Raw genomic sequence first — 14926 nt, forward strand, 5'->3', positions numbered from 1 at the left:
CATGATCACTGAATAATCTGTTCTAGTTGCCACAGTTGCGTTAGTGTTTCTCGCTCACGAACAACATGAGCCTGTTCACCGTCGACCATAATTTCAGCCGCACGAGCACGGGTATTGTAGTTCGATGCCATCACAAAGCCATAAGCGCCTGCTGAACGAACTGCTAATAGATCACCTTGCGCTAAACATAAACTGCGATCTTTACCGATAAAGTCACCGGTTTCACAAATAGGTCCAACTAAATCGTAGACATGTGCTTCACCCTGACGCGGGCTAACCGGCACAATGTCTTGCCACGCTGAATATAACGTCGGACGAATTAAATCATTCATTGCCGCATCAACAATGGCGAAGTTTTTATGTTCAGTATGCTTTAGAAACTCAACTTTTGTCAGTAATACACCCGCATTCGCAGCAATAGCGCGTCCTGGCTCAAAAATCAGCTCTAAATCAGGGTAATTTTCTAACCGCGCGAGTAATGCCGAAGCATAATCTGCAGGTTGTGGTGGTTGCTCATCATTGTAAGTCACCCCAAGACCGCCGCCTAAATCAAGGTGCTGAATATGAATACCTTCGGCTTTTAACTCATCAACCAACGCCAATAAACGATCGGTGGCATCAATAAATGGAGTAATATCAGTTAGCTGAGAACCGATATGACAATCCATACCAACAACCTGTAAATGTGGCAAGCTATGCGCTAGGCGATACACTTCCACCGCGCGATCAAACACAATACCGAACTTATTATCACGTAATCCTGTTGAGATGTAAGGATGCGTTTTCGCATCAACATCAGGGTTAATACGCAATGAAATAGGCGCTGTAACGCCTAGCTCTTCAGCAACAGCATTGAGACGCTCTAATTCAGGTTCAGACTCAACATTGAAGCATTTGATCCCAAGCTCTAGTGCACGCTTCATTTCAGCTGCCGTTTTACCGACACCAGAGAACACCACTTTTGCCGGATCACCACCAGCGGCAATCACACGCTCTAATTCACCTTGTGACACAATGTCAAAGCCAGAGCCAAGACGAGCAAGGACATTTAGTACCCCAAGGTTAGAATTCGCTTTAACGGCATAACAAATTAAATGAGGGTGAGTCGCAACCGCCTCATCAAATGCTCTCCAGTGGCGCTCTAACGTTGCACGTGAATACACATACAAAGGTGTACCGTATTGCTCAGCCAATTGTGCTAATGGCACATTTTCAGCCCATAATTGATTATTTTGCTGGTAGTTAAAGTAATCCAATGTTTTTCTTCCCTGTTAAGTAGCTGCTTTCAATGGCGACACTGTTTAAATCAGTGTTTATTTTTACTTTGCTTGCTCTTGCTGTGGTGCATCTTTTGGCATGTAGAGAGCACCACTCTGTCCACATCCCGCTAATGTTAGGGTACCTAACACAAAAATTGCTAATAAACCTTTACGCATAATTCAAAGCCAGTGATTATCAAACCAATGCCCTCTATAATCGCACCAAGAACAGGAAAAGCAATAGGACACAATAAGATGAATGACACTGAATTTCACCAATTAGCTGATTTAGCACTAATGCAAATCGAAGAAGGTATCGATGAATCCGGTGCTGACATTGAGCCAGAGACAACGGGTAATGTATTAACACTCGAGTTTGCTAACCGCAGTCAGATCGTAATAAACCGCCAAGAGCCATTACATGAACTCTGGTTAGCTTCAAAGTCAGGCGGTTATCATTTCAAATATAATGGCACGGAATGGCGCTGTACCCGCAGTGATGAAGAGCTATTTTCACTACTTAAAAAAGAATGCAGCCTTCATGCCGGTGAAGCGGTTGAATGGTAATTAAGATATTTATTGTCATGAACTACCGATAAAAAAAGCCTTCATTTTCTGAAGGCTTTTTATTGTCATGTCAAAACACGGTATTAACTGTTGAGCATCCCAGTTGAATTAGGATCGATATCAGGCTTTGGACGCGGCATTTGACCACTCTTAAATGGCAACACCTGTAATTTACCGTTGTCGCAGTGCACGATATCGTAGAACTGAGGTAAATTAAAGTTGATGAAGTTGGTCGCACTAAAACGGTCTTGAGCCGAAGTATAAAAACGATTAACCCCATGTACCATCTCATCTTTATTACCACTACATTGACGGTACACTTCCATCTGGTTGGTTTCATCTAAGATATAGATGTTGTAGCCCTGCTCGCAATCTTCAAAGAAGAACTGGATCAAACCTTCACTCGCATAAGCATCGACAATTTGTGGAGGGTGAGGTTCATCCATCTTACCCATCACAACATGAGGCACTTCACTGACTTTATTCGATGAAATGCAACTGTAGAAATCAACTGGGTTTTCTAACCGTTGAACAGAAACACCACGACGTTCAAAGAACAAGCCAAAGGTTTCTTCAGCAATGCGGATCGCTTTAAATCGGCGACGCTTTTCTTCTTCAACCGGTTTTAAGCGCATTTCAATACATTCAGCCACTAGCTGATACACCAAATTACGGATCAAACCACGCATGTGCTTGCTATAACAGAATACATCAACCGCTTCAGGTGGGATCGCATCATGGTGCATCTTCCCAAGCATAGTTTTCAGTGCGTCTAACATGGCGTTATCGCCACTAAAGTTAAGCGTACGCACTTCATTCCACGAGTTGCGATAAATCAAATCCACACTGCCAACTAAACATTTCTGTTCTGGGCCGTAACTGAAAATATCGGTAGTTTTAAAATCAAATCGTACCGAGCGGTTTTTCAACTCATTGGTTGGGTCATTTTCTAAGTTAATGAATAACCCTAACTGACGAATTTCACACGGGCTCGATAACGCTTGTAAACTTGGATTCGGACGGCGAATTGGGAAGGTATTTCGAATATCACTTACCAATTGATAGAGCTTATCTAAGTCAAAATCTGCATCACGTACCACAGTATGAAGGTGCGTTGATTCTGTTAATAAACCATTAAAATAGCTCCAAGCAACTAACTTAGATAAGTAACGGTTATGCTCTAGAGGCGGTTGCCCCATAATTAACAAGGGATCGATGGGCTGTTTATAAAGATACCAACCAGCAGCATTAGTACGCCCCTCAGGCACCTGAATAAAGGTGATATCTTCTTCATGTAAATCAGGTGAGATCTGTGGATTAAGTAAGGTGACTTTACCGGGAAGTACCTCAAATGCCGCGTATAACTTACGCGCCAAAATACTGATATCTTCAGGACTGATCGCAGAGGTAATGTTATTACGACGCGCAAAACGGATTAAGTTACGATAACTTAGCATTAACGCATCTAATAATTCGTTATGTGCCTCTTTAACTTGTGCCACTTTCCAATCACGACGATGATCAAGCTCATTAATCACCGAGTCTGTCCATTGCCACTGCTCAGTTAAGTGCTTGAGAACACGACGACGCCAAGGTACAGAGCCTGCACTTGGTTCACGAGATAACTTTTCATGGGTTTTTAAATAGAAGCAACGACGCACTAAATCAAGACGACGATGATCATCAATTCGTTCAAGATAGCGCGTGACCTTTTCCAACATTAAATAGTACGCATCCATACAGTATTCACTGCGATCTTCAGCAAAGAAGCGACGCTTACCATCAAGGCTTAAAAGTTGGGTATGCGGGTATTCCCATGAGTAGGCTTCAAGCAAAATGGCTTTGAGCACTGACTTATACGGTGAATCGATACTTTTATATAACTGCCATAAACTTGAACCGAAATACTCTTCGGCTGGAATACGCGTTAGACCACCAAAGTCAATCCACTCATCAAGATTAATGTAATCTTCATCAATTAAGTACGCCATATATTGGTCATAGCACTCTTCCATTTCTGGCGGCACCATAAACCACAATAATGGCAACCCTGCCAAACAAACGGCAGAGCGATAAAATTCATCTAATAATAATAAATGCTGGCTAGAACCACAGTTCTCACCGGTCATCGCTTCAGAGAAGTTATGACGGAATCGATTCTCATCAATAAGAAAGAAATTCGCTTCAACCCCTTGCTCCATTGCCCACTGCGACACTAGGCTACACTTGCTATCAAGTGCACTACGTTCTTCTGGTGTTAATGAAGTTCGAATACAAACCCAGATATCAAGATCACTGGTCAGGCTTTGTCCCATTGATGAGGTACTTCCCATGGCATACAAGCCAGTAATTGGGCAGTCATTTATCTCAAGCAATAGGGGGTCGACCGAGAGTTCGGCAGAATGGGCGCAATCGTCAACGAATTGTTGCTGGACATCAGTCACAACAAATTTCGCGATCCCTTGAGATACCGGTTGGTCAAGATAACCCGGTAAAGCAGGGTGATTGTAATGAAGTAAGACAGGCAACAAGTCAAACACTTGTACTGATTGAGCATTCATCGCTAACCGTGCTCGTTCGATACGAAGCTCAGTCAATGAATCTAGCCTGCCTTTCAGCGTCTTAATATAATTTTGCAAATTACTCTTCCAAGAGCTAACAGAGTTGAAGCACCCCAAATATCACCCTTAGGATCATTTGAGCTGTGTTAAATATGAGCAAAAACGTGATCAATGTAACACTTTTAATACCCTTGGTAAAGATAATGCCAAGTCAGGTAATGCGACAATTCTGTGTGATTCATCCTTAAACTATTACCTCAAATTAGTACAATGATGAATAACCGCCAGTTGCCAGCGCAATCATCATTCTATCATTTAAGGTCGATGTGATTAATATCACATTTTTTTAAACTATTAGCAACATGATCATATGCATATACTCAAATGATTAAGCAAATTATCATCCAGACGATGCTAATGGTACGATGTGCTTAATAGAAAATAGAATCTTCACCATGGATCCCCAATACTTATGAGTAATCAACTAATCCGTATTGCAACACGTAAAAGCCCACTCGCTATGTGGCAAGCTGAATTCGTAAAAGCAGAGCTAGAACAGGCGCATCCTGGCATTACTGTCGAGCTTGTTCCTATGATCACAAAAGGCGATATCATTTTAGATACTCCGCTGGCTAAAGTGGGTGGTAAAGGGCTATTCGTAAAAGAGCTTGAAGTCGCTATGCTTGAAGGTCGTGCAGATATCGCGGTTCACTCAATGAAAGATGTACCCGTTGAGTTTCCTGAAGGTCTAGGTCTTGTGACTATCTGTGAACGTGAAGATCCTCGTGACGCGTTTGTCTCAAATAAATACAACAATATTGATGAGCTACCTCAAGGCGCTATTGTGGGTACTTCTAGCTTACGTCGTCAGTGTCAATTACGCGCCCAACGCCCTGATCTTATCGTCAACGATCTACGCGGTAACGTTAATACCCGCTTACGTAAGATGGATGAAGGTCAATACGATGCGATTATTCTTGCCTGTGCTGGTCTTAAACGTCTAAAAATGGAAGACCGTATTCGTAGCGAGATCCCACCAGAAGTGAGTTTACCGGCAGTAGGTCAAGGCGCCGTGGGTATTGAGTGTCGTCTCGATGACACACGAGTTCGTCAGTTATTAGAAGCGCTAAGCGATCAAGCGACAACAACACGCGTATTGTGTGAGCGCGCAATGAATAACTACTTACAAGGTGGCTGTCAGGTGCCAATTGGTAGTTACGCAGAACTTGAAGGTGACCAAATCTGGCTACGCGCATTAGTTGGCGAGCCTGATGGCAGTAAGATTGTACGCGCTGAAATTCGCGGACCAATCGAGCAAGCAGAGCAATTGGGAGAAACTCTCGCAGAGCAACTGCTTAACGATGGTGCTCGCGATATTTTAGACCGTTTATACGGTAACGCGTAATGACAGTGCTGATCACCCGCCCTGCCCCCGATTGTTATCAATTGGCAGAGCAACTTAATGCTGCGGCGATCAGCGCAATAGCCCAACCGCTACTAACCTTAAAAGCTGGTGATGGACTTTCTTCATTATTGCTACAAATCAATGCATTAAAAGCCGGTGATTATATTATTGCCGTGAGTCATCATGCAGTAACATTTGCGCACGATTACTTGATATCTCAAGGTGCAGCATGGCCAAAAAACGTGCATTATATAGCTGTTGGTCATAAAACTGCTGCAACATTGACAAAATTGAGCGGACAGAAAGTATTATCACCAGAACATCGCTGTGATAGCGAAGGGTTATTAGCCTTACCCGAACTTGCGCATGTTAAAGATTGTAACATACTGATCTTAAGAGGGAATGGTGGCAGAGAACTGATCCATCAAGCATTAACGGCACGCCACGCAGTAGTCAACTATTGCGAAACTTATCAGCGATGTTGGCTTGATCTCGATGGCGAGAAATTAGCGACACAATGGCAACATCAACAATTGGATACTCTTGTTATTACCAGTGCTGAACAGCTAGTATTTTTAACAACAAGGATCCCAGCTCAATATTTGACTTGGTTTCTCAATTGCCACCTTCTCGTCCCAAGTCAAAGAGTGGCAGAGCAAGCAATAACGCTTGGCTTTGTGAATATTTCCACCGTGGGCAGTGCCTCCAATCATGCACTCTTCACGTTCCTAAGCAACTTTAGCTAAACGGAATAATTAGGATGACAGAAAAATCTAACAACAATAACGCAGCAGAACAGCCAAAGCAGGACAAGCCAACCACGGCAGCAACGTCTACTCCGGCTAAAGAAGCGCCAAAAAAAGCAACCAAAGAGCAACCTAAAGCACCAGTAAAAACAGAGAAATCTGAAAAAAAATCAGGGAGCAAAACAGGGTTGGTTGCGATTGCATTAGTTATCGCACTCGGTGGTGGGCTTTACTATCACGGTCATCAGCAAGGATTGCAGCAGCAACAACATATTGATGCGCTCCAACAACAAATTGCTAGCATGAAAGCAGCGATGCAAAACGATCAAAAAGAAACCATTACTCTTATTAATGGCGGATTACGCAGTGCTGAAGTTAGCCTAAGCCAACAGCAAAAATCGATTGCAGCTCTGCAGACTACAGTCACTGAGCTTAAAGGCAATAGTCCGAATGATTGGCTATTAGCCGAAGCGGATTACCTAGTGAAAATGGCGGGACGTAAACTCTGGTTAGAGCATGATGTCACCAGTGCAACGTTATTGCTTGAGTCTGCCGATCATCGTATCGCAGAACTGAATGATCCAAGCTTGAAGAACCTACGCCAAGCAATGAGCAATGACATCACAACCTTAAAATCACTGACTAATGTTGACCGTGATGGCATAGTGCTACGCTTAACGAGTCTAGAAAATAGTGTTGATAACTTGCCTTTAGCTAATGCTATTTTGCCAAAAGCAGAAGAAGAACCCCAATCACAAACCGTGAGTCAATCGGTGAATGATTGGAAAGATAATTTGATGACATCGTTGAAAAACTTTGGCGAACACTTCATTACTTATCGTAAACGTGATGGTAATGTTGTTCCCCTGCTTTCACCACAACAAGATTTCTACTTACAGCAAAATATCAAAAACAAGTTAGAAGTAGCAATTGATGCAGTTTACCGAGAGCAAGGTGATGTTTATAAGATCTCTCTTGATACCGCGAAGAAGTGGGCTGAACAATATTACGATATGTCTTCACCGCTAACGCAAAGCTTTATTAAAAGCCTTGAACAATTAGCCCAACAGCAAATCACGGTGAACTACCCAGATAAGCTGCAATCTCAGGCGTTAATTACTAAGCTCGTCAATCAAGTGCTACGTAATAAAATGGCGACATTAGGTGATACGCAGGCACAACCTGTAAAGCAGACCAAGCCAGCAGTAAAACCTACACCGAAAACAGAAGCGCCAGCAGTAGAAAAAAAGCCAGCCCAAGCGAAACTTGAAACAACAGTAACGCAACCCGCTGAAACATCTATTAAAGGCGAGAATAACGCGACAGTCACTTACAACACGGTAACCACTGTGGAGGCCAAATAATGATTAAATTATTGTTATTGGTACTGGCACTGATCGCCGGTATTATTGTTGGCCCCGAACTCGCAGGTAACCAAGGTTATGTGTTGATCTCAACGGCAAATCAAACTATTGAGATGAGTCTAACTACACTTATTGTACTAATCGTTGCGTTGTTTGCCGTATTCTTATTACTTGAATTTATTCTAAAACGCGTCTTTTCAATCAGCAGTTCAACCCGCGGTTGGTTTAGTGGACGTAAAGTGCGCAAAGCACGTATCCAAACTTCGGCAGGCCTATTGAAAGTAACAGAAGGTGATTGGAAACCTGCTGAAAAGCTATTAACTAAATCGGCTAAATTCAGCGATGCACCACTTCTTAACTACCTTGCTGCTGCAGAGGCGGCTCAAGGACTAGGTAAAACCGAGCAACGTGATGAATACTTGAAACAAGCTGCTGAGCTTGATAGCCAAAACCTTGCGGTTGCACTCACCCGTGCCAAGCTTCAAATCCGCCAACAGCAATTTGAACAAGCACTGGCAACATTACAAGAAGTACAACAAGATCATGCACGCAATCCTATTGTGTTAGGTCTACTTCAAGAGTGCTACTTAAAGCTAGAGGATTGGAAATCACTGCTAACTTTACTACCACAGCTAACGAAAGCTGGTGTGATCAGCCAAGAAGAAGCGGCAGCCCTTGATGAACAAGCGCAATGTGGCCAAATGCAACACCTTGGTCAGCAAAATGGTACTGATGGCTTAGTGGGTTACTGGAATAACATGGGGCGTAAAGATAAGCAGAATCCAGCGCTCGTGGCATGCTTCATCAAACAAATGATGGCACGTCATGCCGATAGCGATGCTTACCCAATTTTACGAGATGCGCTTAAGAAGAGCCAAGATGAGCGTTTGATCAGCCTTGTACCTCAGTTAAATTTACCCGATCGTCACCCTGCAATTGTAAAACTACAAGAGCTATTGCGCCAAGACGGTAATAATGCAGTCACGCACAGTGCATTGGGGCAAATGTTAATGGCTGAAGGTAACTGGCAAGAAGCAAAAGAGCATTTTGAAAGAGCCGTTGCAGTTCGTCCTGATATGACAGACTACGCTCACTTAGTCGCAACGCTAGAGCAGTTAGATGACAAGCAAGGTGCTGCTGCAGCTTCTCGTCAAGCACTCGAATTAGCACAGCCAAGTAAGCAAGCTTAATCAGCTAAATAACCGAAAAAGCGCCCCTCTGTGGGCGCTTTTTTTTCGTCAAATACAAGATAAATAACACTTTTAACAATAAAGTGTTTCAAGGTGTAAACAGCCATTTCAAGGTATATCCAAGCCATTGCTCCAATCGCATAAACACGCTTCAATAGCCTCTCGATTTCCTTAACATTTGGATAACTAAGCTATGGATATGCTTCCTTGGTTAATTGTTTCTGGTATCGTAGTTTCAGTAATTGTATGCGTAATGACCGCAGTACTAATTAAAAACGCTGACTAATACGAAACCAAAAAAAGCCTCCAATTTGGAGGCTTTTTTATTTTATTGCATTCATCACAATCCAAGCGCGAGTTTTGCTTTCTTCAATTGTTTTTCAAATTTCTTAACTGTTTTCGCCGCTTTCTTTAATTGCTTATTTTTCTTTTTCGCCAGTTTCTTCAGCTTCTTAGCTTGCTTTAACTTTAAGCTATCAGGCGCTAATGCTTCTTCTTCGACCACCGCAACCATTTCGATATGGCTTTGCCCCACAGCAGTAGGGGCTGGCAAATTATGCACATTCGGTGTTTTCATTGCCATAATTGGCTGAGGCTCTGGCGGAATCGATAATTTCGCAATACGAGGAGCAGCCTTAACCGCATTGGTTAATCGGCTTGGCTTACACAAATACTCTTTGTTACTTGCGACTCTCGTACAACTTGAACACATGAAATTTGGTTCGCTTACAATCTTACTAATTGTCGCAAACTGATCGACAATTTCTGCTCGGCGATATTTACACAAGGTCTTAGCCATGAATACTCCTCTAGCCAACAACGAACCTTTTTATCAACATTAAACGATAATGATTCGTAATTCCAGAAAAGCAATAAGATTTTATTGACCCTATTTGTAACTATTTATTTGCAACAACCACTTAGGCCTTCATTGCCGCTTTTACATAAATATCAAATCGGTTCTTTTTAGTTTCAATCGCCATTGAGGGCTTCGCTTGGGCAAGAAATTCGGCATAATCGGGACGCTTAACCACGACTCGTTTGGTTGCCAGCGCATATGCAGGCTCAAATAAACCATCAGCATCTAAATCTGCCCCCACTAAGGTTTGAAAAACGCGCATTTCTTTTTTAACTAAAGCCGACTTTTTCTTATGTGGATACATTGGATCAAGGTACACCACATCCGGTGCGACAAAATCAGGATCATCGGCTAAATTGACCAAAGCATCATGACTCGAAGCATGGAGCAATTGCATACGCTCACTTACCCAACCGCCAATTTCAGGATCGGCTTTTGCTCGTGCTAAGCCATCATCTAATAATGCAGCCACCACAGGATGACGCTCAACCAACTGAACTTTACAACCGAGTGTTGCCAAGACAAAAGCATCTCGACCAAGACCTGCTGTCGCATCTAAGACGGTAGGACTAATACCGCCTTTGAGTCCAACTGCTTTTGCTATTGCTTGGCCTCGACCACCACCAAATTTACGGCGATGAGCGACAGCACCGCTAACTAAATCGACAGAAACTGCACCGAGCTTAGGTTCATCAAGCTTACGAAGCTCTAATTGCTCAGCGGTAAGGACTAAAGCAAAGCTGCTATTTTCATCATGGCTTAAGCCCCAACGAGCGGCTAATTGATCTAATTCAGGCTGACGTTCAGGAACTTCACAAACTAAGGCAAGCTGCACAGCAATCTCCGATATAAAAACAACATCTGGGTGTGACATTTCACATCCGATCATAGGGCGCGGATTATAGCACTACAAATCATCCTTTGCTCTGGTATCACACCATCAGATAAGTATAAGATACAGCGATAAAAATGAATCCCTCGCATAGTAAAAGGACCACCTATGACACCATCCATTCGTATCGACGACTTAGATCGCGATATCCTTAATGCCTTAATGAATGATGCTCGTATTCCTTACGCTGAAATGGCGAAGCGATTTAATGTCAGTCCTGCTACCGTGCACGTACGGGTAGAAAAAATGCGGGCAGCAGAAATTATAACGGGTACGGAAGTGATCATTAACCCTAAGTTATTGGGCTATGACGTTTGCTGTTTTATTGGTATTAATTTGAATGCCGCCCGTGATTATCATTCTGCATTAGCAAAACTAAATGAGCTTGATGAAGTGGTTGAAGCTTATTACACCACAGGGGCATACAACATTTTTGTCAAATTGATGTGCCATTCCATTGAAGAGCTGCAATACGTGCTCATTGATAAGCTCCAAGCCATTGATGAAGTGCAATCCACTGAAACGCTTATCTCATTACAAAACCCAATCAACCGCAATGTTAAACCCTGATAGGTGTTTTACTGATATTAAAAAAGCGAGCATGGCGCTCGCTTTTACTTTTTAGTCAATATTACGACTTACTCAGGCTTTTGCTGTAAACATTCAGCGCGCTCAGCAGCATCTTGAGCTAACCATTCAGCGACGGTTTTCGCAAAGTAAGTTAATACCCCATCAGCACCTGCACGCTTAAAACACAATAGTGATTCCATAATGGTTTCACGCTCTTTTAGCCAACCATTTTGAATCGCAGCCATGTGCATCGCATACTCACCAGACACTTGGTAAGCATACGTTGGTACTTGCAACTCACTCTTCACACGGCGAACTATATCAAGATATGGCATACCCGGTTTTACCATTACCATATCTGCGCCTTCATTGATGTCCATTGCCACTTCGTGCAAAGCTTCATCACTGTTCGCAGGATCCATTTGGTAAGTTTTCTTATCGCCGCCTTTTAAGTTGCCAGATGAACCGACAGCGTCACGGAATGGGCCATAGTAATTCGATGCATATTTAGCAGAGTACGCCATGATTTGGGTATTGATATAACCTGCATTTTCCAATGCTTCACGAATCGCACCAATACGACCATCCATCATGTCAGACGGGGCAACGATATCAGCACCAGCTTCAGCATGAGATAGCGCCTGCTTGATTAAAATATCTGTCGTAATATCATTTAAAACATAGCCTTCATCATCAATGATACCGTCTTGACCATGAATGGTGAACGGATCTAATGCTACATCGGTAATAACACCAAGCTCAGGCACATGCGATTTAAGTGCACGCACCGCCGTTTGTACTAAGCCTTCTGGATTATAAGCTTCTTCTGCTAACTCTGATTTAAACTCTTGAGACACAACAGGGAATAAGGCAATCGCAGGAATACCTAGTTTCGCAAGATATGCCGCCTCTTCAAGTAACAAATCAATAGATAAGCGCTCAATACCCGGCATTGAGTCAACCGTTTCACGACGATTTTTACCCATCAAAACAAACATCGGATAAATCAAATCATTCACAGATAATTGATTTTCTGACATTAGACGACGACTAAAATCATGCTTACGGATCCGACGCATACGACGACCAGGAAACGCACCTTGAATAGATACTGACACGACAAACTCCTTGCTAAAAAATAGGATTAGATAATATCACTCAGACTAACCAATGTGGCTTAAATCGAAAAAAAAGCCTGACTATTCGCCTCTGACTGCGTCATAACTTGCTCAGGTGTTTCACCACGGCACTCAGCAATCACCGCGGCAATATGCGGTAAAAACTTGGGTTCATTGCGACTCGATTTTGGCTTCGGACGATAGTCACGAGGCAATAAGTATGGGCAATCGGTTTCAATCATTAAGCGGTTCGCGGGAATATGACGCACGACTTCACGTAGCTCTTGACCACGACGCTCATCACATACCCACCCCGTAATACCAATGTGTAAATCTAGCGCTAAGCATGCTTTTAGCTCTTGCTCAGAGCCAGTAAAACAATGCAGCACTACCGCCGGTAATTTATCTCGCCAAGGGGTAAGGATTTCAATGAAACGCTCATGCGCATCTCGGCAATGCATAAAAACGGGTAATTGTAACTCTGCCGCTAAGGCTAATTGTGCTTCAAATACTGCTTCTTGCTGTGGACGAGGAGAAAAGTCGCGGTTGAAGTCGAGCCCACATTCGCCAATCGCTACCACTTCAGGCTCTGCTGCTAGTGCACGAATTTCTGGTAACAAAAGATCGGAGACAGATTTTGCATCATGCGGATGAACGCCTGCGGTTGAGTAACAGTAGTTCGGCCATTGCTGCGCCATTTGTTGCGCTTCAATGCTCTCTTCAATACTGGTGCCCGTAATAATTAAATGCTTCACTCCCGCTTCTTGAGCACGCGTGATCACGTCCGCACGATCTTTATCAAAACGGTTATTTGTTAAGTTAACACCAATATCTATCATCTGTTTATCCATTCTCTACACAGCACTATGTGTCACTCAGTATATCGAGCAGATCCATTCTGCGCCAAACCCATATTCAAGATATAAAAAAACCGACGATTAGGTCGGTTTTTTTCATCATCACATAGTACAAAGTACTATTTACTGCTGCTCTTCGTGCTCACTATCATCCAGCTCATCATTATCACGTACATAAAAACGTGAGAAGAATAAGCCAACTTCAAACAATAAACACATAGGTACAGCCAACAAGGTCTGAGAAACAATATCAGGCGGTGTTAACAGCATACCAACGACAAACGCACCTACAATAATGTAAGGACGTTTACTACGTAGAGATTCCGGATCGGTCGCACCAGTCCAACACAACAGAATAATAGCAACAGGAATTTCAAAAGCGATGCCAAACGCCATAAATAGCGCGAGGACGAAATCGAGATAGTTCGAAATATCTGTTGCCACCTCTACCCCTTGAGGGGCGACACTGGTGAAGAACTTAAAGACCAATGGAAACACAACGTAATAAGCAAATGCGACACCGGCGTAAAACAGCAATGAGCTGGAAAACAACAATGGCATAATTAGCTTGCGTTCATGCTTGTATAAACCTGGTGCAATAAAGCCCCAGACTTGATACAAAATCATTGGCACAGCAATAAACACTGAGGTTACTAAGGTCAGTTTTATCGGTGTAAAGAACGGTGAGGCAACGTCTGTTGCGATCATAGTTGCACCAGCAGGCATTCGCTCTACTAATGGTGCAGCTAAGAAGGCATAGATATCATTGGAAAACCATACTAAACATAGAAAAACCACCAGTACACTTATGATAGAACGCAAAAGTCGCGTACGTAGTTCAAGTAAATGACTAAATAGCGGCTGCGTATCTTCGACTTTTGACATAGTGATGTAATTTATTCCTGCTTTTGTGAAGTCGTTGCTGAGGTTTGCTCGTTTTTATCAGCATAGGGACGCTGAACATCTGAAGCCGCTTTTTTAAGCTCATCAACAGAGTCTTGCAATTCAGGCGCTAAGTCCTTCATTCCCATTTGCTCGGCTTTCTTTAAATTGGCTTGCAGTTCCTGAATTTTCAGTTCTTGAGACAATTCATCTTTCACCGAGTTTGCCATATTACGAGCAGCACCTATCCACTGCGACACCGTACGAATCGCAACGGGTAGACGTTCTGGCCCCAGTACTACTAATCCCACCACGGAGATCAGTACTAACTCCCAGAACCCGATATCAAACACGTCTTAAACCTGCTCTTTGTCTTTTTGATTAGTTGTCGTCTGATCCGCTGGCTTTTGTTCGTCAGCAATTTTCTTTTGTTCAAAGTCAGCATCATTGTCTGACTCTTTTTTCGCAGCAGGTGCTGCTGCAGCTGCTTCATCATCGCTGATTGCTTTTTTGAAACCTTTAACTGCAGAACCTAGGTCGCCGCCTAGAGTACGAAGTTTTTTTGTTCCGAACAAAAGAACAATGATCAGTGCAATGATTAACAATTGCCAAATACTGATACCACCCATGCTTGTTTTACCTCAGCTTTATGTGGT

General features: G+C 43.0%; 17 protein-coding genes. 6 read left to right on the top strand and 11 right to left on the bottom strand.

Annotation, left to right across the window (positions count from 1 at the left end; genetic code table 11):
- Positions 1-5: 5 nt before the first annotated feature.
- Together lysA and lptM are read right to left on the bottom strand one after the other, a co-directional pair.
- Positions 6-1256, bottom strand: coding sequence for a diaminopimelate decarboxylase (gene lysA / locus BTO08_RS14655; RefSeq protein ID WP_105061463.1), 1251 nt, complete (start codon positions 1254-1256; stop codon positions 6-8).
- Between the two features lie 63 nt (positions 1257-1319).
- Positions 1320-1436: an LPS translocon maturation chaperone LptM gene (lptM, locus tag BTO08_RS14660; RefSeq protein ID WP_005372467.1), complete on the bottom strand. Its 117-nt coding sequence runs from the start codon at positions 1434-1436 to the stop codon at positions 1320-1322.
- 78 nt (positions 1437-1514) lie between these two features.
- Between lptM and cyaY the strand changes: the two genes are divergently transcribed.
- The gene (gene cyaY / locus BTO08_RS14665; protein ID WP_005372465.1) at positions 1515-1826 is read left to right on the top strand and encodes an iron donor protein CyaY; all 312 of its coding nucleotides are present in this window, start codon (positions 1515-1517) and stop codon (positions 1824-1826) included.
- A gap of 83 nt (positions 1827-1909) precedes the next feature.
- Here cyaY and BTO08_RS14670 read toward each other — a convergent pair whose 3' ends face one another.
- A complete protein-coding gene (locus BTO08_RS14670; RefSeq protein WP_105061464.1) occupies positions 1910-4465 on the bottom strand; it encodes a class I adenylate cyclase in 2556 nt (851 codons plus the stop codon).
- Between the two features lie 394 nt (positions 4466-4859).
- Between BTO08_RS14670 and hemC the strand changes: the two genes are divergently transcribed.
- From hemC to BTO08_RS14690, 4 genes are read left to right on the top strand one after another with little or no spacing between them, the layout of a single operon-like run.
- Positions 4860-5792, top strand: a complete 933-nt coding sequence (gene hemC, locus BTO08_RS14675; RefSeq protein WP_105061465.1) for a hydroxymethylbilane synthase — start codon at positions 4860-4862, stop codon at positions 5790-5792.
- Complete coding sequence (locus BTO08_RS14680) at positions 5792-6538, top strand: uroporphyrinogen-III synthase (protein WP_105061466.1); 747 nt, start codon at positions 5792-5794, stop codon at positions 6536-6538. The genes hemC and BTO08_RS14680 overlap by 1 nt, the downstream gene beginning before the upstream one ends.
- Before the next feature lie 14 nt (positions 6539-6552).
- Positions 6553-7902 carry a uroporphyrinogen-III C-methyltransferase gene (gene hemX, locus BTO08_RS14685; protein WP_105061467.1) on the top strand — a complete coding sequence of 450 codons (1350 nt, stop codon included), beginning with the start codon at positions 6553-6555 and terminating at the stop codon, positions 7900-7902.
- Entirely contained in the window at positions 7902-9092 is a 1191-nt protein-coding gene (locus BTO08_RS14690; RefSeq protein WP_105061468.1) for a heme biosynthesis protein HemY, read from the top strand. The genes hemX and BTO08_RS14690 overlap by 1 nt, the downstream gene beginning before the upstream one ends.
- On the opposite strand, the gene BTO08_RS22355 is transcribed toward BTO08_RS14690, so the two are convergent.
- The 3 genes from BTO08_RS22355 to BTO08_RS14700 form a co-directional block, all read right to left on the bottom strand.
- The gene (locus tag BTO08_RS22355; protein WP_198038482.1) at positions 9089-9247 is read right to left on the bottom strand and encodes a hypothetical protein; all 159 of its coding nucleotides are present in this window, start codon (positions 9245-9247) and stop codon (positions 9089-9091) included. The two genes, BTO08_RS14690 and BTO08_RS22355, sit on opposite strands and share 4 nt — an antisense overlap.
- A gap of 185 nt (positions 9248-9432) precedes the next feature.
- Positions 9433-9891 carry a hypothetical protein gene (locus tag BTO08_RS14695; protein WP_105061469.1) on the bottom strand — a complete coding sequence of 153 codons (459 nt, stop codon included), beginning with the start codon at positions 9889-9891 and terminating at the stop codon, positions 9433-9435.
- 121 nt (positions 9892-10012) lie between these two features.
- Positions 10013-10786, bottom strand: a complete 774-nt coding sequence (locus BTO08_RS14700; RefSeq protein ID WP_045084598.1) for a class I SAM-dependent methyltransferase — start codon at positions 10784-10786, stop codon at positions 10013-10015.
- A 165-nt stretch (positions 10787-10951) separates the two neighbouring features.
- Between BTO08_RS14700 and asnC the strand changes: the two genes are divergently transcribed.
- Positions 10952-11413: a transcriptional regulator AsnC gene (gene asnC / locus BTO08_RS14705; protein WP_005372443.1), complete on the top strand. Its 462-nt coding sequence runs from the start codon at positions 10952-10954 to the stop codon at positions 11411-11413.
- Positions 11414-11481: 68 nt separating this feature from the next.
- On the opposite strand, the gene hemB is transcribed toward asnC, so the two are convergent.
- The 5 genes from hemB to tatA form a co-directional block, all read right to left on the bottom strand.
- Positions 11482-12531 (bottom strand): porphobilinogen synthase, encoded by a 1050-nt coding sequence (gene hemB, locus BTO08_RS14710; protein ID WP_005372441.1) that lies wholly within the window; start codon positions 12529-12531, stop codon positions 11482-11484.
- A gap of 59 nt (positions 12532-12590) precedes the next feature.
- Entirely contained in the window at positions 12591-13370 is a 780-nt protein-coding gene (gene tatD, locus BTO08_RS14715; protein WP_198038474.1) for a 3'-5' ssDNA/RNA exonuclease TatD, read from the bottom strand.
- A gap of 141 nt (positions 13371-13511) precedes the next feature.
- Positions 13512-14273 (bottom strand): Sec-independent protein translocase subunit TatC, encoded by a 762-nt coding sequence (gene tatC, locus BTO08_RS14720; protein ID WP_105061471.1) that lies wholly within the window; start codon positions 14271-14273, stop codon positions 13512-13514.
- Positions 14274-14284: 11 nt separating this feature from the next.
- On the bottom strand, positions 14285-14623 hold the full coding sequence (tatB, locus tag BTO08_RS14725) for a Sec-independent protein translocase protein TatB (RefSeq protein WP_005372435.1): 339 nt from the start codon (positions 14621-14623) through the stop codon (positions 14285-14287).
- Positions 14624-14626: 3 nt separating this feature from the next.
- Positions 14627-14899, bottom strand: a complete 273-nt coding sequence (gene tatA, locus BTO08_RS14730; protein WP_045084591.1) for a Sec-independent protein translocase subunit TatA — start codon at positions 14897-14899, stop codon at positions 14627-14629.
- Between the last annotated feature and the right edge of the window lie 27 nt (positions 14900-14926).

This window comes from Photobacterium angustum, assembly GCF_002954615.1.
Lineage (GTDB): Bacteria > Pseudomonadota > Gammaproteobacteria > Enterobacterales > Vibrionaceae > Photobacterium > Photobacterium angustum_A.

What these genes read in the sequence shown, in the direction of transcription:
- lptM (WP_005372467.1), bottom strand. Translation starts at nt 1,436, where the DNA reads ATGCGTAAAGGTTTATTAGCAATTTTTGTGTTAGGTACCCTAACATTA.
- cyaY (WP_005372465.1), top strand. Translation starts at nt 1,515, where the DNA reads ATGAATGACACTGAATTTCACCAATTAGCTGATTTAGCACTAATGCAA.
- hemC (WP_105061465.1), top strand. Translation starts at nt 4,860, where the DNA reads ATGAGTAATCAACTAATCCGTATTGCAACACGTAAAAGCCCACTCGCT.
- BTO08_RS14680 (WP_105061466.1), top strand. Translation starts at nt 5,792, where the DNA reads ATGACAGTGCTGATCACCCGCCCTGCCCCCGATTGTTATCAATTGGCA.
- hemX (WP_105061467.1), top strand. Translation starts at nt 6,553, where the DNA reads ATGACAGAAAAATCTAACAACAATAACGCAGCAGAACAGCCAAAGCAG.
- BTO08_RS14690 (WP_105061468.1), top strand. Translation starts at nt 7,902, where the DNA reads ATGATTAAATTATTGTTATTGGTACTGGCACTGATCGCCGGTATTATT.
- BTO08_RS14695 (WP_105061469.1), bottom strand. Translation starts at nt 9,891, where the DNA reads ATGGCTAAGACCTTGTGTAAATATCGCCGAGCAGAAATTGTCGATCAG.
- asnC (WP_005372443.1), top strand. Translation starts at nt 10,952, where the DNA reads ATGACACCATCCATTCGTATCGACGACTTAGATCGCGATATCCTTAAT.
- tatD (WP_198038474.1), bottom strand. Translation starts at nt 13,370, where the DNA reads ATGATAGATATTGGTGTTAACTTAACAAATAACCGTTTTGATAAAGAT.
- tatC (WP_105061471.1), bottom strand. Translation starts at nt 14,273, where the DNA reads ATGTCAAAAGTCGAAGATACGCAGCCGCTATTTAGTCATTTACTTGAA.
- tatA (WP_045084591.1), bottom strand. Translation starts at nt 14,899, where the DNA reads ATGGGTGGTATCAGTATTTGGCAATTGTTAATCATTGCACTGATCATT.